The following is a 25,584-nucleotide window of genomic DNA, read 5'->3' as shown; positions in this document are numbered from 1 at the left end:
CGCCAAGGCCCGCAAGCGTTCCCTCAACCCTAACCCGCCTCGCGGCGGGCCCGGGGAACAGATTTCAGGAGCATCCCTATGCAACGTTATTCCGGCTTCGGCCTGCTCAAGCATTCCTTCAGCCACCACGAGAACTGGCAGCGCATGTGGCGCAACCCGACGCCCAAGCCGGTCTACGATGTGATCATCGTCGGCGGTGGCGGCCACGGCCTGGCCACTGCCTACTACCTGGCCAAAGAGTTCGGCGTGAAGAACGTCGCGGTCATCGAGAAGGGCTGGCTGGGCGGCGGTAACACCGCGCGCAACACCACCATCGTGCGTTCCAACTACCTGTGGGACGAGTCGGCGCTGCTGTACGAGCACGCCATGAAGCTGTGGGAAGGCCTGTCCCAGGACCTCAACTACAACGTCATGTTCTCCCAGCGCGGCGTGTTCAACCTCGGCCACACCCTGCAGGACATGCGCGACATCGAGCGCCGGGTCAGCGCCAACCGCCTCAACGGCATCGACGGCGAGGTGCTCGACGCCAAGCAGGTCGAGGAAATGATCCCGTTCATGGATTGCAGCAAGAACACCCGTTACCCGGTGATGGGCGCCTCCCTGCAGCGCCGCGGCGGCGTCGCCCGTCACGACGCGGTGGCCTGGGGCTATGCCCGTGCCGCCGACGCCCTGGGCGTCGACCTGATCCAGCAGACCGAGGTGATCGGCTTCCGCAAGGAAAACGGCGCCTGCATCGGCGTGGAGACCACCCGTGGTTTTATCGGCGGCAAGCGCGTCGGCGTGGTCACCGCCGGTAACTCCGGGCACATGGCCAAACTGGCCGGCTTCCGCCTGCCGCTGGAGTCGCACCCGCTGCAGGCCCTGGTGTCCGAGCCGATCAAGCCGATCATCGACAGCGTGATCATGTCCAACGCCGTACACGGCTACATCAGCCAGTCGGACAAGGGCGACCTGGTCATCGGCGCGGGCATCGACGGCTACAACGGCTACGGCCAGCGCGGCTCCTACCCGACCATCGAACACACCCTGCAGGCCATCGTCGAGCTGTTCCCGATCCTCTCGCGGGTACGCATGAACCGCCAGTGGGGCGGCATCGTCGACACCACCCCTGACGCCTGCCCGATCATCGCCAAGACCCCGGTGAAGAACCTGTTCTTCAACTGCGGTTGGGGCACCGGTGGCTTCAAGGCCACCCCGGGATCCGGCCATGTCTTCGCCGCGAGCCTGGCCAAGGGCGAGATGCACCCGCTGGCCAAGCCGTTCGCCATCGAGCGCTTCCACACCGGCGCGCTGATCGACGAACACGGCGCGGCCGGGGTGGCGCACTGATATTGGCCCCCTCTCCCGACGGGAGAGGGAGGAATGTTTTCTGGAGGTACCGACCATGCTGCATATCTTCTGCCCCCACTGTGGCGAGCTGCGTTCCGAAGAGGAATATCACGCCGGCGGCCAGGCGCACATCGCGCGCCCGTTGGACCCCAATGCCTGCACCGACGAGGAGTGGGGCGAGTACTTGTTCTTCCGCGACAACCCGCGTGGCATCCACCACGAGCTGTGGGTGCACGCCGCCGGCTGCCGCAAGTACTTCAACGTCACTCGCCACACGGTGAGCTACGAAATCCTCGAGACCTACAAGATCGGCGAGCGTCCCAGCGTGACTGAGGCCAGCGTTGCCGCGAAGAAGACTGCCGGCCAAGGAGTAAGCGCATGAGCCAGGTCAATCGTCTCTCCCAGGGTGGGCGCATCGACCGCAGCCAGCCCTTGACCTTCACCTTCAACGGCCAGAGCTACCAGGGCTTCGCCGGCGATACCCTGGCCGCAGCACTGCTGGCCAACGGCGTCGACATCGTCGGCCGCAGCTTCAAGTACTCGCGCCCGCGCGGCATCGTCGCCGCCGGCGCCGAAGAGCCCAACGCCGTACTGCAGCTCGGCTCCACCGAGGCGGCGCAGGTGCCCAACGTGCGGGCCACCCAGCAGGCGCTGTACAACGGCCTGGTGGCGACCAGCACCAACGGCTGGCCGAACGTCAACACCGACCTGATGGGTATCCTCGGCAAGGTCGGCGGCAAGATGATGCCGCCCGGGTTCTACTACAAGACCTTCATGTACCCGCAGAACCTCTGGCTGACCTACGAGAAGTACATCCGCAAGGCCGCCGGCCTCGGCCGTTCGCCGCGGGAAAACGACCCGGACAGCTACGACTACATGAACCAGCACTGCGACGTGCTGGTGGTCGGCTCCGGCCCCGCCGGCCTGGCCGCGGCCCTGGCCGCCGGCCGTAGCGGCGCGCGGGTGATCCTCGCCGACGAACAGGAAGAATTCGGCGGCAGCCTGCTGGCCACCCGCGAGACCCTCGACGGCAAGCCGGCCGCCGACTGGGCTGCCGCGGCCATCGCCGAGCTGCAGGGCATGCGCGAAGTCACCCTGTTGCCGCGCTCCACGGTCAACGGTTACCACGACCACAACTTCCTCACCATCCACCAGCGCCTCACCGATCACCTCGGCGAAGTCGCGCCCATGGGCCAGGTGCGTCAGCGCATGCACCGCGTGCGGGCCAAGCGCGTGGTCCTGGCCACCGGCGCCCACGAGCGTCCGCTGGTGTACGCCAACAACGACGTGCCCGGCAACATGCTGGCCGACGCGGTGTCCACCTATGTGCGCCGTTACGGCGTGGCCCCGGGCCGCAAGCTGGTGCTGTCGACCAACAACGACTACGCCTACCGCGTGGTCCTGGACTGGCTGGATGCCGGCCAGCAGGTGGTGGCCGTCGCCGATGCGCGCAGCAATCCGCGCGGTACCTGGGTCGAGGAGGCGCGCAAGCGTGGCGTGCGCGTCCTCACCGGCAGTGCCGTGGTCGAGGCACGCGGCAGCAAGCGGGTCACCGGTGCGCGGGTCTGCGCCATCGATCTGAACAAGCACAAGGTCACCAGCCCGGGCGAGATGCTCGACTGCGACCTGATCGTCAGCTCCGGCGGCTACAGCCCGGTGGTGCACCTGGCCTCGCACCTCGGCGGTCGTCCGGAGTGGCGCGAAGACATCCTCGCCTTCGTCCCCGGTGAAGGCTTCCAGAAGCGCCTGTGCGCCGGCGCCGTCAACGGCGTGTTCGCCCTCGGCGACGCCCTGGCCAACGGCTTCGAGGCCGGCGCCTCGGCTGCGGCCGAGGCCGGCTTCAAGGCGGTGGAAGGCAAGCTGCCGAAGACCGAGAAGCGTACCGAGGAGCCGGCCGTCGCGCTGTTCCAGGTGCCCCACGACAAGTCCACCGCACGGGCGCCGAAGCAGTTCGTCGACCTGCAGAACGACGTCACCGCGGCCGGTATCGAGCTGGCCACCCGCGAGGGCTTCGAGTCGGTCGAGCACGTCAAGCGCTACACCGCGCTGGGCTTCGGTACCGACCAGGGCAAGCTGGGCAACATCAACGGTCTGGCCATCGCCGCCCGTTCCATGGGCATCAGCATCCCGCAGATGGGCACCACCATGTTCCGCCCGAACTACACGCCGATCACCTTCGGTGCCGTAGCCGGACGCAACGTCGGCCCGCTGTTCGATCCCAAGCGCTACACCGCGCTGCACCGCTGGCACCTGGCCCAGGGCGCCGAGTTCGAGGACGTCGGCCAGTGGAAGCGTCCCTGGTACTTCCCCAAGAACGGCGAGGACATGCACGCCGCCGTGGCCCGCGAGTGCCTGGCCGTGCGCAACTCGGTGGGCATGCTCGACGCCTCGACCCTGGGCAAGATCGACATCCAGGGTCCGGATGCGCGCGAGTTCCTCAACCGCGTGTACAGCAACGCCTGGACCAAGCTGGACGTGGGCAAGGCCCGCTACGGCCTGATGTGCAAGGAAGACGGCATGGTCACCGACGACGGCGTCACCGCCTGTCTGGCCGACAACCACTTCCTGATGACCACCACCACCGGTGGCGCGGCACGCATCATGGAATGGCTGGAGATCTACCACCAGACCGAATGGCCGGAGCTGAAGGTGTACTTCACCTCGGTCACCGACCACTGGGCGACCCTGACCCTGTCCGGCCCCAACAGCCGCAAGCTGCTGGCCGAGGTCACCGACATCGACCTGGACAAGGACGCCTTCCCCTTCATGACCTGGAAGGAAGGCAATGTCGGCGGCGTGCCGGCCCGGGTGTTCCGCATCTCCTTCACCGGCGAGCTGAGCTACGAGGTCAACGTGCAGGCCGACTACGCCATGGGCGTGCTGGAGAAGATCGTCGAGGCGGGTAAGAAGTACGACCTGACCCCCTACGGCACCGAGACCATGCACGTGCTGCGCGCCGAGAAGGGTTTCATCATCGTCGGTCAGGACACCGACGGCTCGGTGACCCCGGACGACCTGGGCATGGGCTGGTGCGTCGGCCGCAACAAGCCGTTCTCCTGGATCGGCTGGCGCGGCATGAACCGCGAAGACTGCCTGCGTGAAGACCGCAAGCAGCTGGTCGGCCTCAAGCCGGTCGACCCGAACAAGGTGCTGCCGGAAGGCGCGCAGCTGGTATTCGACCCGAAGCAGTCGATCCCCATGACCATGGTCGGTCACGTGACCTCCAGCTACATGAGCGCGGCGATGGGTTACTCCTTCGCCATGGCCCTGGTCAAGGGCGGTCTCAAGCGCATGGGCGAGCGGGTATTCGCGCCGCTGGTCGATGGCAGCGTGATCGAGGCGGAGATCTGCAGCCCGGTGTTCTACGACCCGAAGGGCGAGCGGCAGAACATCTGAGTCTCCAGTACCCAACCCTGGGGCCGTTCGGCGGTCCCAGAGGTCAATCAGACTTTAGCGACAGGTTAACAACATGACCGCGATCAACGTCTACAAGCAGCGCCCCGATGCCGGCCAGGCCGAATCCCCGCTGTTCCACGCCGGTCTCGACGAGCTGGCACGCAAGGGCAAGAACAAGAGCAACGCCGGGGTGACCCTGCGCGAGAAGAAACTGCTCGGCCACCTGATCCTGCGCGGCGACGCCGACGATGCCCAGTTCGCCGGTGGCGTGCACAAGGCCCTGGGCCTGGAGCTGCCGGTGGCCCTGACCCTGGTGGCCAAGGGCGAGATCTCGCTGCAGTGGCTGTCCCCCGACGAGTGGCTGCTGATCGTGCCGAGCGGCGAGGAGTTCGCCACTGAGCAGAAACTGCGTGCGGCCCTCGAAGGCCAGCACATCGCCATCGTCAACGTCAGCGGCGGCCAGACCGTGCTGGAACTTTCCGGCCCCAAGGCCCGCGAAGTGCTGATGAAGTCGAGCATCTACGACGTGCACCCGAGCAATTTCCCGGTCGGCAAGGCGGTCGGCACCGCCTTCGCCAAGAGCCAGCTGGTGATCCGCCATACCGGTGAAGACACCTGGGAACTGCTGGTGCGCCGCAGCTTCTCCGACTACGTCTGGTTGTGGCTGCAGGATGCCAGCGCCGAGTACGGCCTGGCGATCAAGGAATAGGTTGGGATGAGGCGCGCAGCGACGGTACCCGCGGCTGCGCGCCTGACATCGGCTGAGACGGCCGCTGGCCATCGCTTCGCTCAACGCCACCCTGCTGCCCTGTGCATTGGAGATCGATATGAGCCGCACGCCTGATACCTGGATTCTCACCGCCCACTGTCCGAGCGTGCTCGGCACCGTCGATGCGGTGACACGACTGCTCTATGAGCAGCAGTGCTACGTCACCGAGCATCACTCGTTCGATGACCGCTTGTCGGCACACTTCTTTATCCGCGTCGAGTTCCGCGCCCCGGCCGGCTTCGACGAGACGGCCTTCCGCGCGACTCTCGACGAGCGTCTGGCGCCCTTCGACATGCACACCGAGCTGACGCCGCCGGGCTATCGGGCCAAGGTGGTGCTGATGGTCTCCAAGGCCGACCACTGCCTCAACGACCTGCTCTACCGTCAGCGCATCGGCCACTTGGCCATGGACGTGGTCGCCGTGGTGTCCAACCACCCGGACCTGGAACCCCTGGCGCGCTGGCACGACATCCCCTATTACCACTTCCCCCTCGACCCCAACGACAAGCCGGCGCAGGAGCGCAAGGTGTTGCAGGTGATCGAGGACACCGGCGCCGAACTGGTGGTGCTCGCCCGCTACATGCAGGTGCTGTCGCCGGAGCTGTGCCGCAAGCTGGACGGCTGGGCGATCAATATCCACCACTCGCTGCTGCCGGGCTTCAAGGGCGCCAAGCCCTATCACCAGGCGTACCAGAAGGGCGTGAAGATGGTCGGCGCCACCGCCCACTACATCAACAACGACCTCGACGAGGGGCCGATCATCGCCCAGGGCGTCGAGTCGGTGGATCACGCCCACTACCCGGAAGACCTGATCGCCAAGGGCCGCGACATCGAGTGCCTGACCCTGGCCAAGGCCATCGGTTATCACATCGAGCGGCGGGTGTTCCTCAACGCCAACCGCACCGTGGTGCTGCACGCGTAAATAGGTGCGCGGGGTTTGCCGGACGCCGGCATGACCCAGCGCCATTGCAATACCGGAGCGGTATTACCGCACTGCCTTCACGCGGTCACTCCGGCGACAAACCCAAGCTCCAGTGCAAGGCCGCGCGGCCAATGACCGCGCCTTTGTATTCACAACAACAAAGGAGAACACCCTATGTCCGGTAATCGTGGTGTCGTGTACCTCGGCGCAGGCAAGGTCGAAGTACAGAAGATCGACTATCCGAAAATGCAGGATCCGCGCGGCAAGCGCATCGACCATGCTGTAATCCTCAAGGTGGTATCCACCAACATCTGCGGTTCCGACCAGCACATGGTGCGTGGTCGTACCACCGCTCAGGTCGGTCTGGTGCTGGGCCACGAAATCACCGGCGAGGTGATCGAGAAGGGGCCCGGCGTCGAACACCTGCAGATCGGCGATCTGGTGTCGGTGCCGTTCAACGTCGCCTGCGGCCGTTGCCGCAGCTGCAAGGAACAGCACACCGGCGTCTGCCTGACCGTCAACCCGGCTCGCGCCGGCGGCGCCTACGGCTATGTCGACATGGGCGACTGGACCGGTGGCCAGGCCGAATACGTGATGGTGCCCTACGCCGACTTCAACCTGCTCAAGCTGCCGGACCGCGACAAGGCCATGGAGAAGATCCGCGACCTGACCTGCCTGTCCGACATCCTGCCGACCGGCTACCACGGCGCCGTCACCGCCGGCGTCGGCCCGGGCAGCACCGTCTATGTCGCCGGTGCCGGCCCGGTTGGCCTGGCCGCCGCCGCCTCGGCACGCCTGCTCGGCGCCGCCGTGGTCATCGTCGGTGACGTCAACCCGGTCCGCCTGATCCATGCCAAGGCCCAGGGCTTCGAGATCGCCGACCTGTCCCAGGACATTCCGCTGCACGAACAGATCGCCGCCCTGCTGGGCGAGCCGGAAGTCGACTGCGCCATCGACTGCGTGGGCTTCGAGGCCCGCGGCCATGGCCATGACGGCGCCCAGCACGAGGCTCCGGCCACCGTGCTCAACTCGCTGATGCAGGTTACCCGCGTCGCCGGCAACATCGGCATCCCCGGCCTGTACGTCACCGACGATCCAGGTGCAGTCGACGCCGCCGCCAAGAAGGGTGCCCTGAGCATCCGCTTCGGCCTCGGCTGGGCCAAGTCGCACAGCTTCCACACCGGCCAGACCCCGGTGATGAAGTACAACCGCGCACTGATGCAGGCGATCATGTGGGACCGCATCAACATCGCCGAAGTGGTCGGTGTCGAAGTGATCAGCCTGGACGACGCGCCGAAGGGCTATCACGAGTTCGATGCCGGCGTGCCGAAGAAATTCGTCATGGATCCGCACAAGCTGTTCAGCGCCGCCTGAGTCTAGGGGCGAAAGAAAGGGCGGCCTTTGGGCCGCCCTTTTTTATGCCGAAACGAAAGTCGGCCCGGCTACTCGCCCATCCGCTGGGCTTCGCCCAGGGGGGCGGCCTCGCCGCGCAGCTCCTCGCGTAACCGGGCGATGCGCTCGTCCTTCTCGCGCCACAACTGGGTCACCCAGTCCTGCATCTGGCGCCGGAACGCCGGGTCGTTCTGGTAGTCGCCCTGGTACAGCGCCGGGTCGAGGGCGTGGGTGCGAATGTCCACCACCACCCTGGGCACCTGGCCGCTGATCAGCGCCCAGAACCCGGGAATCCGCGTGCCCGGGTAGACCAGGGTCACGTCCAGCACCGCGTCCAGCTGCTCGCCCAGGGCCGCCAGGACGAAGGCCACGCCGCCGGCCTTGGGCTTGAGCAGGTAGCGATAGGGCGAGCCCTGCTCGGCATGCTTGGTCGGGGTGAAGCGGGTGCCTTCCAGGTAGTTGACCACGGTCACCGGCAAGTCCCGGAACTTCTCGCAGGCGCGCTTGGTGATCTCCAGGTCCTGGCCCGCCAGCTCCGGGTGCTTGGCCAGCAGGGCCTTGGAATGGCGCTTCATGAAGGGGTAGTCCAGCGCCCAGAAGGCCAGGCCGAGAAAGGGCACCCAGATCAATTGCTGTTTGAGGAAGAACTTGAAGTAGGGCGTCTTGCGGTTGAACGCCTGGACCAATGCCGGGATGTCGACCCAGGACTGGTGGTTGCTGATCACCAGGTAGGAGGTGTCCTGGCGCAGCTCGGCGCCGCCGCGAATGTCCCATTCGGTCGGCAGCAGGGCGGCGAAGATCAGCTTGTTCAGTTCCGCCCAGGTCTCGGCCACCCACATCACCCCGCGCGAGCAGGCGGCCTTGGCGGCCCGGCCAGGCAGGGCGAACTTGCCTAGGGCGATCAGCAGCAGCGGGCCGATCAGCACCAGGGTATTGAGCAGAAGCAGCAGGGTGACGCAGAGGCCGGTCAGCAGGCGGCGCATGGCAACTCCTTGTGGTGCGCGGCGTGGGTCCGGCCATGATAAGCAGGCCGGTCGCGGCGTCCAAGCCGCCGCACCGGCTGTGCGCGACAAAAGCCCGGGCCTGGGCGGTGCCATCCTCGGCAATGGCTTATGCTTATGCCGATCATTGGTCCTCGCCGTGGTCGTTGCCGTGCTCAAACGCATTCCCGTCACCGAACTCCTCGTAGGCATGTACATCCATGAACTGTGCGGCTCCTGGATGGAGCACCCGTTCTGGAAAACCCGTTTCCGCCTGGGCAGCGACAAGGACCGACAACGCATACTCGACAGCGGCATCCGCGAGGTGTGGATCGACACCGGCAAGGGGCTGGACCTGCCGAGCGGCGAGACGGTCGAGCAGGTCCAGGCCGAGACCGAGGCGGTCTTGCTCGCCGCCGCGCCGACTGCGGTCACGGAGGGGGGGCGGAAGGTCGCCCAGCGCGGCCTGGAGGATGAGCTCCAGCGGGCGGCCAGGCTGTGCGACAGCTCCAAGCGCGCGGTGATGGCGATGTTCGGCGACGCGCGCATGGGCCGGGCCATCGAGGTCGGTCGGGCGGGGGAGCTGGTCGATGAAATTTCCGCTTCCATCCTGCGCCAGCCCAATGCGCTGATCAGCCTGGCGCGTCTCAAGCATGCCGACGAGTACACCTATATGCACTCGGTGGCGGTCTGTGCGCTGATGATCGCCCTGGCGCGGCAGCTCGAACTGTCCGAGGCGCTGGTGCGCGAGGCCGGCATGGCCGGGCTGCTGCACGACATCGGCAAGATGTGCACCCCCCCGGCGGTGCTGAACAAGCCGGGCAAGCTCACGGACAGCGAGTTCGCCACCATGCGTGAGCACCCCGAGGCCGGCGCCCGCCTGTTGGTCGACAGCCAGCAGGTCAGTGCGTTGGTGCTGGACGTCTGCCTGCATCACCATGAGAAGGTCGACGGCAGCGGTTACCCCCATGGCCTGGCAGGCGAACAGATCAGCCTGCTGGCGCGCATGGCGGCGGTCTGCGACGTGTACGACGCGGTCACCTCGGATCGCCCCTACAAGGCCGGCTGGGAGCCCGCCGAGTCGATCCGCAAGATGGCCGGCTGGAAGGGCCACTTCGACGAGCGGGTGTTTCAGGCCTTCGTCAGAACCGTGGGCATCTACCCCACCGGCTCGCTGGTGCGTTTGCAGAGCGGGCGCCTGGGTGTGGTGCTGGAGCAGCACGAACAGTCGCTGCTGACGCCGATGGTCAAGGTGTTCTTCTCGGCCAAGAGCAAGCAGCCGATCCCCCAGGAGGTCATCGACCTGAGCAAGCTCGTCGGCCGCGAGCGCATCGTCGGTCGCGAGTCGGCCGCCGACTGGGGCTTTCGCAACCTCGATGAACTCTGGACGGGGTTGCCGCAGGGCTGATCCGGCCGCGCCTTCCTCCTCGGTTCCCGCGTTCGGCTCCGCGATGGGTCGTGGCCTGCCGCGCAGTATCCTCGATGCTCCAGCGTCGCATCGACATGGCCTGGCCTATGCTGCAGGCAGGTGCCAGCGAACTGACGCCAGTTGCGCGGCGTGATTCTTGCTTCAAGGGGTTCGTTGACGCATTCGCTGTCGGGATGCGGGGGACTCGACGAGGTGTCGCTATGACCGGAATACTCACGCCAGGCGTTCGCCTGTTGGAGCGCTTCAGCTTCGCGCGCAAATTCCAGCTGTTGTTTGTCTTGTTCGTGTTGCCGTTGGGCTATGCGCTGTGGGTGATCAGCAGCGACCATCTGGCGCGGCTGACGCTGCTCGACCGCGAGCTCGAGGGCATGCAGGGCGTGCAGGCGCTGGGGGCGGTGCAGCTGGCGTTGCTCGAGCAGCGCACCCTGCTGGCGCGCTGGAAGGGCACCGACCAGCCAGCCGAGGCGCTGTTGCGACAGCGTGCCGGAGCCCTCGACGAGGCCCTGCAGCACGCCGTGCGCCAGCGGGCAGGCGCGCCCTCGAGCGCCCAGGCCCGTGAGCAATTGGCCGCCTTGCAACAGCTGCGCGCGGGCCTGGCGGTGGCCGAAGTGGGAAAGCTGGCGCTACCCGACGCCCTGGAGCGTTACCAAAGCACCCTGATGCAGCTGACGACCCTGCGCGAGCAGCTGGCCACCGACAGTGGCCTGATTCTCGACCCCCAGCTCGACAGCTACCTGATGATGGAGCAGCTGACCTTCACCCTGCCGCGCCTGCTGGAGAGCCTGGGCAGCTTCGCCAGCCAAGGCTATGGCGCGGTGGTCTCGCAGCATTTCACCCTGCAGAGCCGGGTGCTGGTTCGCGACTTGCGCCGTGGCCTGGACGAGTCGCTCGCGCAACTGGTCAAGGCGCGTACGACCCTCGCTCAGTTGCGCACGCCGGCCACCGAGCCACTGCTGACGGCCTTCACCGCCGCCGAGCAGGGCCTGCAGGCGTTCCTCGCCGAGATCGATCGTGGCATGTTCGAGGCCAATCCCATGACCCTGAGTCCCGACCAGTTCGTGCAGCGGGTGGACGCCCTGCAGGTGCAGCTGGTCGACCTGCAGCAGGCGCTGTACCGGCAGTTCGCCGCGAGCCTGGGCGACTACCGCCAGCAGGCCCAACAGGAAATGTTCCGGGCGATCGGCGTGTTCGGCCTGCTGACGGCGCTGGCGCTCTATGTGCTGCTGTGCCTCAACGCCTCGATCCGCCGCAGCACCGCCGGGATCATCGACGCGGCCCAGGGCCTGCGCGCTGGCGACCTGCGCGTGCAGATGCAGGTGCACGGCGCGGATGAGCTGGCGAACATCGCCCTGGCCCTGAACACCGCGGTGGACCAGCTGCGCGGCTCGCTGCAGGGGGTCGATCAGGAGAGTCAGCAGCTCGGCGGCACGGTGCAGTCGCTCAGCCGCCAGGCCCAGGATGCCCTGGCCGCGGTCGAGCAGCAGCGCGGCCAGGTGAGCCAGATCGCCGCGGCTGCCACGCAGATGGCCGCCACCGCCCAGAGCGTGGCGCAGAGCTGCGAAGCGGCGGCGGCCGAGGTCGGGCACACCCGCGACATCGCCAACCAGAGCAACCAGCGCAGCGTGCGCACCAGCGCCAGCATGCGCCAGCTGAGCAGCAGCCTGGGCAGCAGTGCGGCGACCCTGCAGCAGCTGCGCGAGCAGACCGAGCAGATCACCCGGGTGGTCGACGTGATCAAGGGCATCGCCGAGCAGACCAACCTGTTGGCGCTCAATGCCGCGATCGAGGCGGCGCGGGCCGGTGACCAGGGTCGCGGCTTCGCCGTGGTCGCCGACGAAGTGCGCTCGCTGTCCCAGCGCACGCAGAACTCCACCGCCGAAATCGCCGAGACCGTGGCCAACCTGCACAAGGTGGTCGGTCAATCGGTGACCCTGATGGAGGAGGCCGTACGCCAGGCCGAAGGCGACGTCGGCAGCGTGCTGGCCATGGGCGAGGACCTGGCCGGCATCGTCGAGTCGGTGCAGCGGGTCAGTGACCGCCTGGCGCAGATTGCCACCGCCGCCGAGCAGCAGGCGGCCACCGCCGATGAGGTCAGCGGCAATATCCAGCAGGTCGACCAGGGGGCCAGCGCCCTGCTCGACGGCGCTCAGGCGGTCAGCGGCGTCGCCGAGCAGCTGCGCCGTGGCAGCGACGGCCTGGCGCAGAACACCGGGCGGTTCCAGTTGGATTGAGCCGCGCGGCGCCCCGCTTGACGCGTGCGGCGCCGCTGGCGCAGTCTGCCGGCCGAGACCGCCGCGCCGCAGGACGCCCATGCCGCACATTCTGATAGTCGAAGACGAAGCCGCGATTGCCGACACCCTGGTCTACGCCCTGCAGGCCGAGGGCTTCGCCACCACCTGGCTGAGCCTGGCGGGCGAGGCGCTGGAGCGTTTGGCAAGCGAGCCCTTCGACCTGCTGATTCTCGATGTCGGCCTGCCGGACATCAGCGGCTTCGAGGCCTGCCGGCGCCTGCGGCGCTTCTCCGAGGTGCCGGTGATCTTCCTCACCGCCCGGGATGCCGAGATCGACCGGGTGGTGGGCCTGGAAATCGGCGCCGACGACTATGTGGTCAAGCCCTTCAGCCCGCGGGAAGTGGCCGCGCGGGTCAGGGCCATCCTCAAGCGGGTCGGGCCGCGATCGGTTGGGCCGCATTCGGTCGGGCCGGGTTCGGCCGAGCCGCGCCCGGCCGGGCCCGCGGCGCTCGCAGAGGGGGCCTTTCGGGTCGATACCCAGCGCTTTCAGATCCACTACCTGGGCCAGGCGCTGACCCTGACCCGCCACGAGTTCCGCCTGCTGCAAGCCCTGCTGGCACAGCCCGAGCGGGTGTTTTCCCGCGAGCAGCTGCTCGACGCCCTGGGCGTGGCCCGCGATGTCGGCTACGAGCGCAGCATCGACAGCCATATCAAGAGCCTGCGCGCCAAGCTGCGCCGGGTCGCCGCCGACCGCGAGCCGATCCAGACCCACCGCGGTCTGGGCTACAGCTGCAGTCCGGAGCGCTGAGATGCCCCTGGGCGTACGCATCTTCCTGGTCTACTTCCTGTTCGTCGGCCTGGCCGGCTGGTTCGTGTTGAGCACGGTGATGGACGAGATACGTCCCGGGGTGCGCCAGTCCACCGAGGAGACCCTGGTCGACACCGCCAACCTGCTGGCGGAGATCCTGCGCGAGGAGGTCAAGGCCGGCCGCCTGGCCCACAGTCGCCTGCCCGAGCTGCTCCAGGCCTATGGCCAGCGCCGGCCCGGGGCGCAGATCTGGGGCGTGGAGAAGAGCCGGGTCAACCACCGCATCTATGTCACCGACGCCGCCGGCATCGTCCTGCTCGATTCCAGCGGAGCCGCGGTGGGGCAGGACTACTCGCGCTGGAACGACGTGTTCCTCACCCTCAAGGGCCAGTACGGCGCCCGCTCCAGCCGCGAGGACCCGCATGACCCGGACTCCTCGGTGATGTATGTGGCGGCGCCGATCAAGGACGGCGAACGGATCATCGGCGTGGTCTCGGTGGCCAAGCCCAATCGCACCCTGCAGCCCTATATCGAGCGTTCCCAGCAGCGCCTGGGCTGGCTCGGCGCCGGACTGATCGGCCTCGGCCTGCTGATCGGCGCGCTGCTGTCCTGGTGGCTGAGCGCCTCGCTGCGCCGGCTGACCCGCTATGCCCAGGCCGTCAGCGCCGGGCAGCGCGCCGAGTTGCCCAGCCTGCACGGCGGCGAGCTGGCGCAACTGGCCGAGGCGGTCGAGCGCATGCGCACCGAGTTGGAGGGCAAGGCCTACGTCGAGCGCTATGTACACACCCTGACCCACGAGCTGAAGAGCCCCCTGGCGGCCATCCGCGGTGCCACCGAGCTGCTGGACGGGGACATGGCGGCCGAGCAGCGCCGGCGCTTCGTCGGCAATATCGACCAGGAGGCCGGGCGCATGCAGCAGCTGATCGAACGCCTGCTGCACCTGGCCCAGGTGGAGCAGCGCCAGGGGCTGGAGGAGCGGGTCCGGGTGCCGCTGCAGGAGCTGTTCGCCGCGCTGCTGCAGGCCCAGCAGGCCCGCATCCAGCGCGGCGCACTGCGCATCGACAACCGCCTCCCCGCCGAGCTGGCGGTGCGCGGCGAGCGCTTCCTGCTGCGCCAGGCCCTGGCCAACCTGCTGGACAACGCCCTGGACTTCACCCCGGCCGGCGGGCTGATCGCCTGCAGCGCCGAAGCCTGCGGCGAGCGGGTCGAGCTGCGCCTGTTCAACCAGGCCGAGGCCATTCCCGACTACGCCCTGGCGCGGCTGAGCGAGCGCTTCTACTCCCTGCCGCGCCCCGGTGGCGGGCGCAAGAGCAGCGGCCTGGGGCTGAATTTCGTCGAGGAGGTGGCGCAGCTGCACGGCGGCGCGCTGCGCATCGGCAATGTCGCAGGCGGGGTCGAGGTCGTCTTGAGTCTGCCCCGCGCCTGAGTCCCGGGCGCTACAGCAGCAATACGCTGGCCAGGCCGAGGAAGGCGAAGAAGCCGACTATGTCGGTGACCGTGGTGAGAATCACGCTGCCGGCCAGTGCCGGGTCGATGCCCATGCGCTCGAGCAGCAGGGGCAGGCCCCAGCCGGCCAGCGCCGCGCACAGCAGGTTGATCAGGATGGCGCTGCCCAGGACCGCCCCCAGCCCCCAGTTGCCGAACCAGAGCACGGCCAGCAGGGCGATGACCGCCGCCCAGAGCACGCCATTGAGCACCGAGATGCCCAGCTCGCGGTTGAGCAGGATGCGCAGGTTGCCTTTCTGCACCTGGCCCAGGGCCAGGCCGCGGATCACCAGGGTCAGGGTCTGGCTGCCGGCGATGCCGCCCATGCTCGCCACTATGGGCATGAGCACGGCCAGCGCCACCAGCTGCTCGAGGGTGGCCTGGAACAGGCCGATCACCCAGGCGGCGCTGAAGGCGGTGATCAGGTTAATGCCCAGCCACACCGCGCGGCGGCGCGAGCTGACCAGCACCGGGGCGAAGATGTCCGCCTCGTCGTCGAGACCGGCCATCTGCATCAGGGTGCGCTCGGAGTCTTCGCGCATCAGGTCGGCCACGTCGTCCAGGGTGATGCGGCCGATCACCCGGTTATCCTCGTCCACCACCGGCGCGGACAGCAGGTCGAGCTCCTTGAACCGCTGGTCGACCTCGCTGCCGCTGGCGCTGGCGGCGATGCCGACGATGGCGCTGTCGAGCAGCTCGGCGACGGGGCGGTCGAGGTCGGCGGTGACCAGCGCGCTCAGGCGCAGCCCGCCCCGGTAGTGACCCTTGCGGTCGACCACCATCAGCAGGTCGGTCTGCGGCGGCAGCGTCTCCAGCAGGCGCAGGTAGCGCAGCACGGTGCTGACCTTGACGTCGGCGCGGATCTGGATCACGTCGGCGTTCATCAGGCCGCCGGCCGAGTCTTCGGGATAGGCCAGCATCGACTCCAGCTGGCTGCGCTGGCTGGCGCTGCTGGCGCGCAACAGCTTGGTGCCCAGCTCGCCGGGCAGGGTCTGGATCAGGTCGACCCGGTCGTCGAGTTCCAGATGGGCGGCCGAGGCGATCAGGTCGTCGAGGTCGAGTTCCAGGGCCAGGGCGACGCGGATCTCGTCGTGCAGGTAGATCAGCACCTTGCCGGCCCGTTCGGTCTCGACCATGCTCCAGACGCTGCGGCGCTCCTCCGGCGGCAGCGCCTCGAGCAGGCCGGCGACCTTGGCCGGGTGCATGCGATGGAGAATCTTGCCGACCCGCTTGAGCTTCTTCAGGCCCAGGGCGTCGCGGATGGCCTCCAGATGGTTGATCTCGCTCTTGCCGCTGTCCAGCGTCGAGTCCTGGTTGGCCTGCGGCGCATCGGCCGACTCCCCGGCCAGCTGCCGGCGCAACTTGATGCTCAGGTGCGGCAGGACGCGTCCCTCGCGCGCCGGGTCGATCTGCTGCCACAGCGCCAGGCGCTGCTCGACCTCGAGCAGTTCGAGCATGGCGGCGACCTTGGCCGGATGCATGCGCCCCAGCAGCTTGCGCACGCGCTTGTTCTTCCCGGCGTCGAGGGCCTGGATGATCTGTTCGCTGTCGCTGCGGCTCGCTGCGTCTTTAACGTGGCGCGCCTCGGGGTCGGTGCTCGTCATAGGGGCCAAGGCCGGGCAAAGGGTGGCAGGGTGTCACTGGCGCAGGACATTGTCGCAGTAGGGAGTATGGCCCAGCTACGGCGCTGGATGGCGAGGCGGAGCGTTTGCGGCGTCGCATCCTGGCCGCGCGGCGAGACTACAGAGGTTTGCACGAGGCGAACAAGGTCTCCGGGCCGGTTGGCCAGGCACTCCGTCCTGCCCGGCGCCGACGGCGAACGGCAGGCCCGGGCAGGGGGCGGCGGCTTCGTCGAGCAAGTTGGCTATTATTGAAGTCGCTGCGGCTCGCCGGCCGCGACGCCTACCCCTCCACTCCGGGAAGCCTTGTATGAAGACAGTCGCCGAGATTCTCCGCAGCAAGCTGCACGCCGCGGTCTATAGCGTAAGCCCCGAGACGTCGGTGCTCGATGCCATCAAGCTGATGGCCGAGAAGGGCATCGGCGCCCTGGTGGTGTTACAGAACGGGCGCCTGGCGGGTATCGTCAGCGAGCGCGATTACGCCCGCAAGGTGGCCCTGCTGGAGCGTTCGGCCTTCTCCGCCCAGGTCAGCGAGATCATGACCGCCGAGGTGGTCACCGTCGGTCCCAGCCAGTCGGCCCAGGAGTGCATGCAGTTGATGACCGACCGCCACCTGCGCCACCTGCCGGTGATGGCCGAGGGCGAGTTGATCGGTCTGCTGTCGATCGGTGACCTGGTCAAGGAGACCATCGCCGAACAGGCCCGCCTGATCCAGCAGTTGGAGCAGTACATCCGCGGCGAGTAGCCGCCCGCGGTTTTCGCGAGGCGCCCGGTTGCAGGCGGTGGCCGGGCGCCTCCCCCGAGTCTCCACACAATCTCCACCGTTGCGGCATAAAACCGCCCCATGGCCTGGCCAGACTCTCCCCACCCTAGTCATTGCGGAGAGCCGTACCATGAACCGACCCCTGGCCTTCAAGCTGGGCGCCATCGCCCTGTTGATCCTGCTGTTGCTGATCCCCCTGTCGATGATCGGCGGCCTGGTCTCCGAGCGTCAGCTGCAGCGCGATGCCGTCTTGCAGGACATCGCCCGCAGTTCCAGTTATCGCCAGCAACTCACCGGGCCGATCCTGGTGCTGCCCTACACCAAGGTGCTGCACGAGTGGAAAACCCAGGCCAAGACCGGCGAGCGCTATCTGGAGGAGCGTCAGGTACGCGGGCGCCTATACTTCCTGCCGGAGCGCTTCGAGCTCAATGGCCAGGTGGTTACCGAACTGCGTGCGCGCGGCATCTACCAGGCGCGCCTGTACCACAGCGACAACCAGGTCAGCGGCCTGTTCAAGCTGCCGGCGCGCCTGGGGCTGGGCGATGACCTGGGCCTGTACCAGTTCGAGAGGCCGTTCCTGGCGGTGGGCATCAGCGATATCCGCGGCATCGGCAACGCCCTGCAGTTGCGCCTGAACGGCGCCAGCCTGGATTTCCAGCCGGGCAGCGGCGACGAGCGCCTCGGCGCCGGGGTGCATGTGCCGTTGCCGGCACTGGACAGCCAGGGCGGGCAGCGCCTGGAGTTCGCCTTCGACCTCAAGCTGCAGGGCACCGAGCAGCTCAGCGTGGTGCCGGTCGGGCGCGACAGCCGGGTCAGGCTGCAGGCCGACTGGCCACACCCGAGCTTCGTCGGCGAGTACCTGCCGAACCAGCGCGAGGTGAGCGACCAGGGTTTCACGGCGCAGTGGCAGACCAGCTTCTTCGCCACCAACCTGGAGCAGAGCCTGCAGGCCTGCGTGCGCAAGGACAATTGCCAGGAACTGTTCGGCCGGCGCTTCGGGGTCAGCTTCGTCGACCCGGTGGACCAGTACCTGAAGAGCGACCGGGCGATCAAGTACGCCCTGCTGTTCATCAGCCTGACCTTCGCCGTGTTCTTCCTCTTCGAGGTGCTCAAGCGCCTGGCCGTGCACCCGCTGCAGTACGCCCTGGTCGGCCTGTCCCTGGCGCTGTTCTACCTGCTGTTGCTGTCGCTGTCCGAGCACCTGGGCTTCGCCCTGGCCTATGGCCTCTCGGCCTCGGCCTGCGTGGCGCTGAACGCCTTCTATGTCAGCCACGTGCTGCACGGCCGGTTGCGCGGCGGCGCCTTCGGCCTGCTCCTGGCCGCCTTGTACGGGCTGCTCTACGGCCTGCTCAGCGCCGAGGACTACGCCCTGCTGATGGGCTCGCTGCTGGTGTTCGGGGTACTCGGTTGCGTCATGGTGCTGACCCGCAACCTGGACTGGTATGGCGTCGGCAAGAGCGGCGCCAGCGCGCCGGCCAGCACCCTTTGATCCATGTTCGGCGCGGCCCTGGCCGCGCCCTCTCGGGAGACCCTGACGATGCGCCTGTTCCTGCAATTTTCCGCCTGCCTCGCCCTCGGCGTGGTGGTCGCCGCGCTGCTGTTGATCGGCCTGATGTTCTGCGGCCAGTTCGGCCTGATCGACGGCCTGCTGTTCACCGGCAAGCCGCTGGCGCAACTGAGCCTGGCCGTGCTGCCCGAGCCGTTCTGGGTCGGCTTGAGCGGGGTGGCGGACGCCCCGCGCAACCCCTCGGTACAGTCCTTTCTGGCGCTCTGCGCGGCCCTGGGCCAGGTCGGCATGCTGCTGGCGCTGGGCTTCATGCGCCTGTGGTACCGGGCATGAGCGGTCATGTCGGCTTGCGCGAGGAGGCGCGCCTGGGGCATCTGCTGGCGCGGCGCATCGCCCGCTTGTTCATGCCGGACGGCAAGCCCGCGCGGGCACCGCGGAGGGAGAGCCCGCCATGTCGCTGAAACCGCGTGCGGCGTGGCACTTCATGGCGGGACTGATGGCCGGTAGCACCCTGGCTTATCTGCTGGCCGTGCTGCTGGGCTTGCTGATGCCGTCCTGGCCGTTCAATGCCTTCTTCACGCCGCTGGCCGCACTGGGCCTGGCTCTGCAGGCACCTCACCTGTGGCGCCCGATTGAGCCTTGCGGAGCCCGTTGGTGCCAGGGCGCCTCTCTGGGCGCCGCTGTGCTGGCGCTGGTCTGGCTGTTCTACCGCTACGGATGGCCGACATGAATCAAGTGACGGCTGGGCTGTGGCTGATCGGCAGGCTGCTGTACCGCGCGCTCATGCTCTGGCTGTGGTTGCTGCTGCTGTTCTACCTGGGGTTCAAGCTGGCCGAGCGTGGCCAGGCAATCGATGCGTTGCCGGCGCAGCTGGAGGTGGAGGGCGTGGTACTGATCGGCGGCGAGAGTGGTATTCGCGAGGGCTGTGGTGTGGCGGTGTTGCGCCTGTCGTCCGCCATGCGTGTGCGCCTGCAGCGCGAGGGCCTTGCGGCGCTGCAGGAGGCGCGCCAGGCGCGCGGCTACCCGGAAAGGGACTACTACCACTACCAGGCCTGGCAGACCACGCCGGCCAAGGGCGCTGCGGAGGGGCTTTCGCCCATTATGCTTGGGCTGCAGTGCGCCGATGCCGATGACGAACTGACGGCGCGAATCAGCAGGGCCAGCCAGGAGGCGGGGGGCTACTACAGCCAGAAGGACGAGGGCGCCCTGCTGTTATTGCCGCGCGAGGGGCTGGTTGTCTTCGGCTACTTCGGCTGAGTCGCCTGCAACGACGGCCGCCGGCTGACCTCGGCATACCAGGCCGCCAGCTGCGGGCAGCGCTGGCGCCAGCCCAGTTCGGGCTGGCGCAGGTCCAGGTAGCCGATGGCGCAGGCCAGGCCGATGGCGGCGATGTCGAAGCGGCTGCTCAACTCGGCGATCGCCTCGTTCTCGAAGTGCTGCAGGCTCTGCTCGATCTTCGCCCGCTGACCGTCCAGCCACTCGGGCCAGCGCTTGTCCGCCGGGCGCAGGAAGGTCTCGTAGCGCATCAGCACCGCGGCGTCGAGGATGGCATCGGCCAGCGCGGCCAGGCTCAGGCGGCGCCAGCGGGCGCTGCCGCCGGGGGGGATCAGCGGCTCGCCGACATGCTGCTGGTCGAGGTATTCGAGGATCACCCGGCTGTCGACCAGCACGTTGCCGTCGGCCAGGCGCAGGGCGGGGATCTTGCCGGCCGGGTTCTGCGCGTTGACCGCCGCGCTGGGGGCGGTCGGGCTCAGTTGCACCTCCTGCAGGGCGACCCGGTCGAGCTGGCCGGTCTCGTGCAGCAGCACCAGGGCCTTGCGCACGAAGGGCGAGGCGGGTGAGTAGAGCAGGGTCATGCTGGGGCTGGACATGGGCACTCCTCGATCGGGGTTGTCGGCAGAGTAGCAGTGCCCCGGCGCCAGCACTAGCCGCCTAACCGCCTCGCGGCGGCGCATGCGACTTTGGTCGAACGGCCTCGCCGGGGAAGGGGCGCAAGGCCCCAGGCGCCGCCTGGCGTGGGCCTGGGCGCCGCCGCACTCGACCAAAGTCTCACAGCCGTTTGCCCAGGGGGCTGCTAAGTTGCAAGTGTCAAAACAACAAAAACCCTCGAGGAGTCCCTCATGTCCGCTAGCAAGCAAGAGGCCGCGACGGCCTACTGGAAGGACAACCTGCGGTTGATGCTGATACTGCTGGCCATCTGGTTCACGGTGTCGTTCGGCTGCGGGATCCTGTTCGTCGAGCAGCTCAACCAGATCCAGTTCTTCGGCTTTCCCCTGGGCTTCTGGTTCGCCCAGCAGGGTTCCATCTACGTGTTCGTGGCGATGATCTTCTTCTACGTGTGGAAGATGAATCAGTACGACCGCAAACACGACGTCCACGAAGACTGAAGGCGCCGAACATGGATACCCAAACCCTGATCTACCTGTTCGTCGGCGCGACCTTCGCGCTGTACATCGGCATCGCCCTGTGGACCCGTGCCGGCTCCACCAGCGAGTACTACGTCGCCAGCAAGGGCGTGCACCCGGTGCTCAACGGCATGGCCACCGGCGCCGACTGGATGAGCGCGGCCTCGTTCATCTCCATGGCCGGGATCATCTCCTTCGTCGGTCTCGACGGCAGCGTCTACCTGATGGGCTGGACCGGCGGCTATGTGCTCCTGGCCATGTGCCTGGCGCCCTACCTGCGCAAGTTCGGCAAGTTCACCGTGCCGGACTTCATCGGCGAGCGCTACTACTCGCAGACCGCGCGCCTGGTGGCGGTGGTGTGCGTGATCTTCATCTCCTTCACCTACGTGGCCGGGCAGATGCGCGGCGTCGGCATCGTCTTCTCCCGCTACCTGGAAGTGGACATCAACACCGGCGTGATCATCGGCATGTGCATCGTGTTCTTCTATTCCGTGCTCGGCGGCATGAAGGGCATCACCTACACCCAGGTGGCGCAGTACTGCGTGATGATCTTCGCCTACATGGTGCCGGCGATTTACATCTCCATGCTGATCACCGGCAACCCCATCCCGCAGCTGGGCTTCGGCAGCGAGGTGGTGGGCACCGGCCAGTCCGTGCTCGAGCGCCTCAACGGCCTGGGCACCGAGCTGGGCTTCGGCACCTACACCGACGGCAGCAAGTCGACCATCGACGTGTTCTTCATCACCATGGCGCTGATGGTCGGCACCGCCGGCCTGCCCCACGTGATCGTGCGCTTCTTCACCACTCCGACCGTGCGCGATGCGCGCAAGTCGGCCGGTTATGCGCTGCTGTTCATCGCCATCCTCTACACCACCGCCCCGGCCGTGGCCGCGTTCGCCCGCACCAACCTGCTGACCACCATTCCGGGGATCAGCTACGAAGAGGCGCCGCAGTGGATCAGCAACTGGGAGAAATCCGGTCTGATCGCCTGGCTGGACAAGAACGGCGACGGCAAGATCCAGTACGGCCCGGGCGCACCCTTCGTCGGCAACCCGAGCTTCGCCGAGGAGCGTGGCGAGCATGGCCAGCGTCTGGTGACCAACGCCCCGACCGAGGCGGCCACCGAGCTGTACGTGGACCGCGACATCATGGTCCTGGCCAACCCGGAAATCGCCAACCTGCCGGGCTGGGTGATCGCCCTGATCGCCGCCGGTGGCCTGGCCGCCGCGCTGTCCACCGCCGCCGGCCTGCTGCTGGTGATCTCCACCTCGATTTCCCACGACCTGCTCAAGAGCAACATCATGCCGAACATCAGCGAGAAGGGTGAGCTGCTCGCCGCCCGTATCGCCGCCGGTGTGGCGGTGGTGGTGGCCGGCCTGTTCGGCATCTACCCGCCGGCCTTCGTGGCGCAGGTGGTGGCGTTCGCCTTCGGCCTGGCGGCGGCCTCGTTCTTCCCGGCCATCGTCATGGGCATCTTCTCCAAGAAGATGAACAAGGAAGGGGCGATCGCCGGCATGGTGGTGGGCCTGGCCTTCACCTTCAGCTACATCGTCTACTACAAGTTCATCAACCCGAGCGCGGGCCCGAACGAGTGGTGGTTCGGCATCTCCCCCGAGGGCATCGGTACCCTGGGCATGATCTTCAACTTCGTGGTGTCGATCATCGTGGCCAAGCTGACCTCGGCGCCGCCGGAGCACATCCAGCACATCATCGAGGACATCCGCATCCCCCGTGGTGCCGGTGCCGCGATCGACCACTAAGCCAGCGCGCTGCTCCGCAACCTACAACGCCCCGGAAACGGGGCGTTGTCTTTTCTGGCCGCCGCGGCGCGGCGCTGTACGAAAAACGAGCGGCGGGCCGCAGGCCCGGTCGGCCCTGGCCTGCGCCGCCGAGGGCACAGCTTATCCACAGGGCGATGCACAGATACTGTGTCTAACTGCCGAGCTATCTCGTTGAATTGGCTCAATAAATGACCAGATTGCGGGAACCCTTGCGGCGCCTGGCCCGCAGGCCTGTCGCTACAGCTTGTCCAGAGGCTGTCCACAGCGCTATCCACCGCCGCTGTGGGTAACGCGCCGGCTAGGCCTCGACATGCTCGATGGTGCCCAATATCTGCCGCGGGCTGGCCAGGGCGGCGGCCATGGTCCAGCGCCGGTAGCGGTCGTTGCCGATGCGCAGCATGCCGGTGTGGTTGTTCTTGTCGGCGTCGAGCAGCGGGTCGGGGTCGTAGAAGCCGAGGCTGTAGCGTAGCTGCTCGAGCTCCTCGGGGGCGCCGGTGAGCAACAGCCAGCCGGGGCCTATGCCTTGCTGCGCGGCGTAGTCCCTGAGCACCTCCGGACTGTCCAGTTCCGGCTGCAGGCTCAGCGAGTAGAGAAACACGTCGCGCCCGACCCGCTCGCCCAGCAGCCTGTACACCTGGCGCAGGTTGGCCGTGGCGGTGGGGCAGATACCGGTGCAGGCGACGTACATCATGTTGATGGCGACTACCTTGTCGCGCACCAGGTCGTCGTAGAAACGCACCGTCTGGCCCGTGTGGGTCTGCAGCAGGGTATTGGGCAGGCGCCGGTCGCCGGTCCTGGTGCGGCCTGCGGTGTGCAGGCCGAGCGCGGCGACACCCAGGGCGCCCATGCCCAGCAATAAGTCTCTGCGTGTGTTCATCTGCCTTGCACCTCGTGCATTGGGCCCAGGCGCCGGTCAGGCGTCGTCCGCGTCGTCGCCCTCGACGTCCCAGCGCACCATCATCGCGTGGTCCTCGTGGATCACGTTGTGGCAGTGCATGACGTACTTGCCGGTGAAGTCGCGGAAACGCACCAGCACCCTTATGGTCATGGTCTGGTCGAGTTCGAACACGTCCTTGCGCCCGCGTTCATGGGGCGGTATCGGGATCTCGACGTCATCCTCGCTCTTGCTGAGGATGCGCCCTTCCTCCAGGTGCAGGTGGATGGGGTGCGACCAGCCGCCGGACTCGCCCACCAGCTCCCAGATCTCCGCACTGCCCTTCTTGATCTTGGCCCTGGGGTTGTGCACGTCGAACAGTCGGCCATTGACCGTCCACAGGCCGCTCTTGCGATCGAACTCCCAGCGCCGCACCTTGAGCTTGGCGAGCTCCTCGGCGCTGGGCAGCTCCGGCAGTGGCCGCAGCCTGGCCGGCACCTGGCTCAGGTCCTGCTGCGCGGGGTAGGCGTCGACGATGAACTTCAGCACCCGGGTGCCCGGCGCCCTGACGTCCTTGGGCTTGCGCGTGCTCTCCTGGCGCAGGCGGTTGACCAGGTAGAGCTCGGTGCCGATCGGGTAGCGGGAGAAGTCCACCACGATGTCGGCGCGCTCGGCCACGGCCAGGCGCACGCTGCGCTGGTCGAGCAGCGGCGCCGGCAGCAGGTTGCCGTCGTTGGCGATGTAGGTGAAGCGCTGCGGCCTGTCCCGGGCGTCGACCAGGTAGAACTCGTAGAAGCGGCTGGGCCCGCTGTTGAGCAGGCGCAGGCGGTACTTGCGCGCATCCACGCGCAGCACCGGCTCGATCTTGCCATTGACCGTCACCTTGTCGCCCAGTACGCCCTCGACGTGGAACTCGTCCCAGAACAGATAGCCCTGCGGGTCGAAGCGCTTGTCGCCGAAGGCCAGGGGGTAGTCGTAGCGGCCGCTGGGCAGGCGCAGGGCCGTCGTGCTCGGATCGCTCTCGTCGCCCGAGTCGATAGGGTCGAACAGCAGGTAGAAACCCGCCAGGCCGCGGTAGACGTTCGGCGCGGTGAAGTCCTCGGTGTGGTCATGGAACCAGAGGGTGCCGAGGGCCTCGTTGGGGTCGCCGATGCCCCCGCCGTGCTTGGCCCGCCAGTCGTCGTAGCCGGCATAGACGTTGGGGTAGAAGTGGTCCTTGAAGCGCCCCTTGCCGCCGTTGGGCCCGGTTTCCTTGAGGGTCGGCCCGGCCTTGTCCTCGCGGTAGTAGTCGCCCGGGTAGCCGTCGCAGCCGGAGGACATGTGCAGGTTGTGCAGGTGGGTGGAGATCTCCGGGCTGCCGAAGCCCACGTGATCCTTGGGCAGCTCGTTATGGAAGCGGCAGACCACCGGCTTGCCGTAGCGGGCCAGGATGGTGGACGGCAAGGTCGCCTCGTCGCCCGCGCTGACGTAGGTCCAGGCGGTCTGGGTGGGCAGGTCCGGGTGAAAGCGCCAGGGCACGGCCTTGGCCCTCAGCTCATAGAGGGTCGGGGCACCCAGGACGGAGACGAGCTCGTCGAAGCGCTGGTGGGATTCGCGCCCGGCCTCCTCGTCGTCGTATTTCGGCTCGGCCTCGGCGGCCGGGACCAGGACGTCGGCGGGCCGCACCGGGACTATCGCCCTGGGCAGTTCTTCCAGCCAGGGCCGGGTCCGCGGGCTGGGCGGAAACACCGGCTGCGGCGTGGTCACCCACAGCGCGGCCTGGCCGTGGCGTGGGCGCAGCAGCAGCGGCGTTGCCATGGCCGCCGCCGACAGCTTGAGGAAGCGGCGCCTGGAAGGCCCCTCGGCCGAGTCGTCGGCAGGGGCGCGGTCGGTGTTCGTGCGCTTCTCGTTCATC

Annotated in this window: 22 protein-coding genes; 17 read left to right on the top strand and 5 right to left on the bottom strand. The window is 67.6% G+C overall.

Annotated features, from left to right (window positions below; genetic code table 11):
• Window positions 1-78: 78 nt before the first annotated feature.
• The 6 genes from SBP02_RS18855 to fdhA all read left to right on the top strand — a co-directional run bounded on the left by SBP02_RS18855 (window position 79) and on the right by fdhA (window position 7,790).
• A complete protein-coding gene (locus SBP02_RS18855; protein ID WP_318643929.1) occupies window positions 79-1,329 on the top strand; it encodes a sarcosine oxidase subunit beta in 1,251 nt (416 codons plus the stop codon).
• Between the two features lie 55 nt (window positions 1,330-1,384).
• Window positions 1,385-1,711, top strand: a complete 327-nt coding sequence (locus tag SBP02_RS18850) for a sarcosine oxidase subunit delta (protein ID WP_318643928.1) — start codon at window positions 1,385-1,387, stop codon at window positions 1,709-1,711.
• Window positions 1,708-4,725, top strand: a complete 3,018-nt coding sequence (locus tag SBP02_RS18845) for a sarcosine oxidase subunit alpha (RefSeq protein WP_318643927.1) — start codon at window positions 1,708-1,710, stop codon at window positions 4,723-4,725. Before SBP02_RS18850 ends, SBP02_RS18845 begins: the two co-directional genes overlap by 4 nt.
• Before the next feature lie 73 nt (window positions 4,726-4,798).
• Complete coding sequence (locus SBP02_RS18840) at window positions 4,799-5,434, top strand: sarcosine oxidase subunit gamma (protein ID WP_318643926.1); 636 nt, start codon at window positions 4,799-4,801, stop codon at window positions 5,432-5,434.
• Window positions 5,435-5,552: 118 nt separating this feature from the next.
• On the top strand, window positions 5,553-6,416 hold the full coding sequence (gene purU, locus SBP02_RS18835; RefSeq protein WP_318643925.1) for a formyltetrahydrofolate deformylase: 864 nt from the start codon (window positions 5,553-5,555) through the stop codon (window positions 6,414-6,416).
• A gap of 174 nt (window positions 6,417-6,590) precedes the next feature.
• Entirely contained in the window at window positions 6,591-7,790 is a 1,200-nt protein-coding gene (gene fdhA, locus SBP02_RS18830) for a formaldehyde dehydrogenase, glutathione-independent (protein ID WP_318643924.1), read from the top strand.
• Between the two features lie 68 nt (window positions 7,791-7,858).
• Here fdhA and SBP02_RS18825 read toward each other — a convergent pair whose 3' ends face one another.
• Window positions 7,859-8,791: an acyltransferase gene (locus SBP02_RS18825; RefSeq protein WP_318643923.1), complete on the bottom strand. Its 933-nt coding sequence runs from the start codon at window positions 8,789-8,791 to the stop codon at window positions 7,859-7,861.
• A gap of 169 nt (window positions 8,792-8,960) precedes the next feature.
• Between SBP02_RS18825 and SBP02_RS18820 the strand changes: the two genes are divergently transcribed.
• The 4 genes from SBP02_RS18820 (at window position 8,961) to creC (ending at window position 14,682) form a co-directional block, all read left to right on the top strand.
• Window positions 8,961-10,196 carry an HD-GYP domain-containing protein gene (locus SBP02_RS18820; RefSeq protein ID WP_318646376.1) on the top strand — a complete coding sequence of 412 codons (1,236 nt, stop codon included), beginning with the start codon at window positions 8,961-8,963 and terminating at the stop codon, window positions 10,194-10,196.
• Between the two features lie 221 nt (window positions 10,197-10,417).
• Window positions 10,418-12,448: a methyl-accepting chemotaxis protein gene (locus SBP02_RS18815; protein WP_318643922.1), complete on the top strand. Its 2,031-nt coding sequence runs from the start codon at window positions 10,418-10,420 to the stop codon at window positions 12,446-12,448.
• Window positions 12,449-12,527: 79 nt separating this feature from the next.
• Entirely contained in the window at window positions 12,528-13,256 is a 729-nt protein-coding gene (gene creB / locus SBP02_RS18810; protein ID WP_318643921.1) for a two-component system response regulator CreB, read from the top strand.
• 1 nt (window position 13,257) lies between these two features.
• Complete coding sequence (gene creC / locus SBP02_RS18805; RefSeq protein WP_318643920.1) at window positions 13,258-14,682, top strand: two-component system sensor histidine kinase CreC; 1,425 nt, start codon at window positions 13,258-13,260, stop codon at window positions 14,680-14,682.
• A 10-nt stretch (window positions 14,683-14,692) separates the two neighbouring features.
• Here creC and mgtE read toward each other — a convergent pair whose 3' ends face one another.
• Entirely contained in the window at window positions 14,693-16,345 is a 1,653-nt protein-coding gene (gene mgtE / locus SBP02_RS18800) for a magnesium transporter (protein WP_318643919.1), read from the bottom strand.
• Between the two features lie 325 nt (window positions 16,346-16,670).
• Here mgtE and SBP02_RS18795 point away from each other — a divergent pair, with 325 nt between their 5' ends.
• The 5 genes from SBP02_RS18795 (at window position 16,671) to SBP02_RS18775 (ending at window position 19,887) form a co-directional block, all read left to right on the top strand.
• Window positions 16,671-17,105, top strand: a complete 435-nt coding sequence (locus tag SBP02_RS18795) for a CBS domain-containing protein (RefSeq protein ID WP_318643918.1) — start codon at window positions 16,671-16,673, stop codon at window positions 17,103-17,105.
• Window positions 17,106-17,253: 148 nt separating this feature from the next.
• On the top strand, window positions 17,254-18,612 hold the full coding sequence (gene creD, locus SBP02_RS18790; protein ID WP_318643917.1) for a cell envelope integrity protein CreD: 1,359 nt from the start codon (window positions 17,254-17,256) through the stop codon (window positions 18,610-18,612).
• 48 nt (window positions 18,613-18,660) lie between these two features.
• The gene (locus SBP02_RS18785; RefSeq protein ID WP_318643916.1) at window positions 18,661-18,963 is read left to right on the top strand and encodes a hypothetical protein; all 303 of its coding nucleotides are present in this window, start codon (window positions 18,661-18,663) and stop codon (window positions 18,961-18,963) included.
• Window positions 18,964-19,081: 118 nt separating this feature from the next.
• Window positions 19,082-19,360, top strand: a complete 279-nt coding sequence (locus tag SBP02_RS18780; protein ID WP_318643915.1) for a hypothetical protein — start codon at window positions 19,082-19,084, stop codon at window positions 19,358-19,360.
• Window positions 19,357-19,887 (top strand): hypothetical protein, encoded by a 531-nt coding sequence (locus SBP02_RS18775; RefSeq protein ID WP_318643914.1) that lies wholly within the window; start codon window positions 19,357-19,359, stop codon window positions 19,885-19,887. Before SBP02_RS18780 ends, SBP02_RS18775 begins: the two co-directional genes overlap by 4 nt.
• Here SBP02_RS18775 and SBP02_RS18770 read toward each other — a convergent pair.
• On the bottom strand, window positions 19,875-20,501 hold the full coding sequence (locus SBP02_RS18770; protein ID WP_318643913.1) for a glutathione S-transferase family protein: 627 nt from the start codon (window positions 20,499-20,501) through the stop codon (window positions 19,875-19,877). The two genes, SBP02_RS18775 and SBP02_RS18770, sit on opposite strands and share 13 nt — an antisense overlap.
• Before the next feature lie 249 nt (window positions 20,502-20,750).
• Here SBP02_RS18770 and SBP02_RS18765 point away from each other — a divergent pair, with 249 nt between their 5' ends.
• Both SBP02_RS18765 and SBP02_RS18760 read left to right on the top strand, forming a co-directional pair.
• Entirely contained in the window at window positions 20,751-21,017 is a 267-nt protein-coding gene (locus SBP02_RS18765) for a DUF4212 domain-containing protein (RefSeq protein WP_318643912.1), read from the top strand.
• A gap of 11 nt (window positions 21,018-21,028) precedes the next feature.
• A complete protein-coding gene (locus SBP02_RS18760) occupies window positions 21,029-22,795 on the top strand; it encodes a sodium:solute symporter family protein (RefSeq protein WP_318643911.1) in 1,767 nt (588 codons plus the stop codon).
• 319 nt (window positions 22,796-23,114) lie between these two features.
• Here SBP02_RS18760 and SBP02_RS18755 read toward each other — a convergent pair whose 3' ends face one another.
• Together SBP02_RS18755 and SBP02_RS18750 are read right to left on the bottom strand one after the other, a co-directional pair.
• Window positions 23,115-23,693 carry an SCO family protein gene (locus SBP02_RS18755; protein WP_318643910.1) on the bottom strand — a complete coding sequence of 193 codons (579 nt, stop codon included), beginning with the start codon at window positions 23,691-23,693 and terminating at the stop codon, window positions 23,115-23,117.
• A gap of 36 nt (window positions 23,694-23,729) precedes the next feature.
• On the bottom strand, window positions 23,730-25,583 hold the full coding sequence (locus SBP02_RS18750) for a multicopper oxidase family protein (RefSeq protein WP_318643909.1): 1,854 nt from the start codon (window positions 25,581-25,583) through the stop codon (window positions 23,730-23,732).
• Window position 25,584: the final 1 nt, after the last annotated feature.

The sequence above is a fragment of the Pseudomonas benzenivorans genome, assembly GCF_033547155.1.
Lineage (GTDB): Bacteria > Pseudomonadota > Gammaproteobacteria > Pseudomonadales > Pseudomonadaceae > Aquipseudomonas > Aquipseudomonas benzenivorans_B.
Note: the sequence above shows the minus strand (reverse complement) of the source record. Positions and strands in the feature narration are given on the sequence as shown.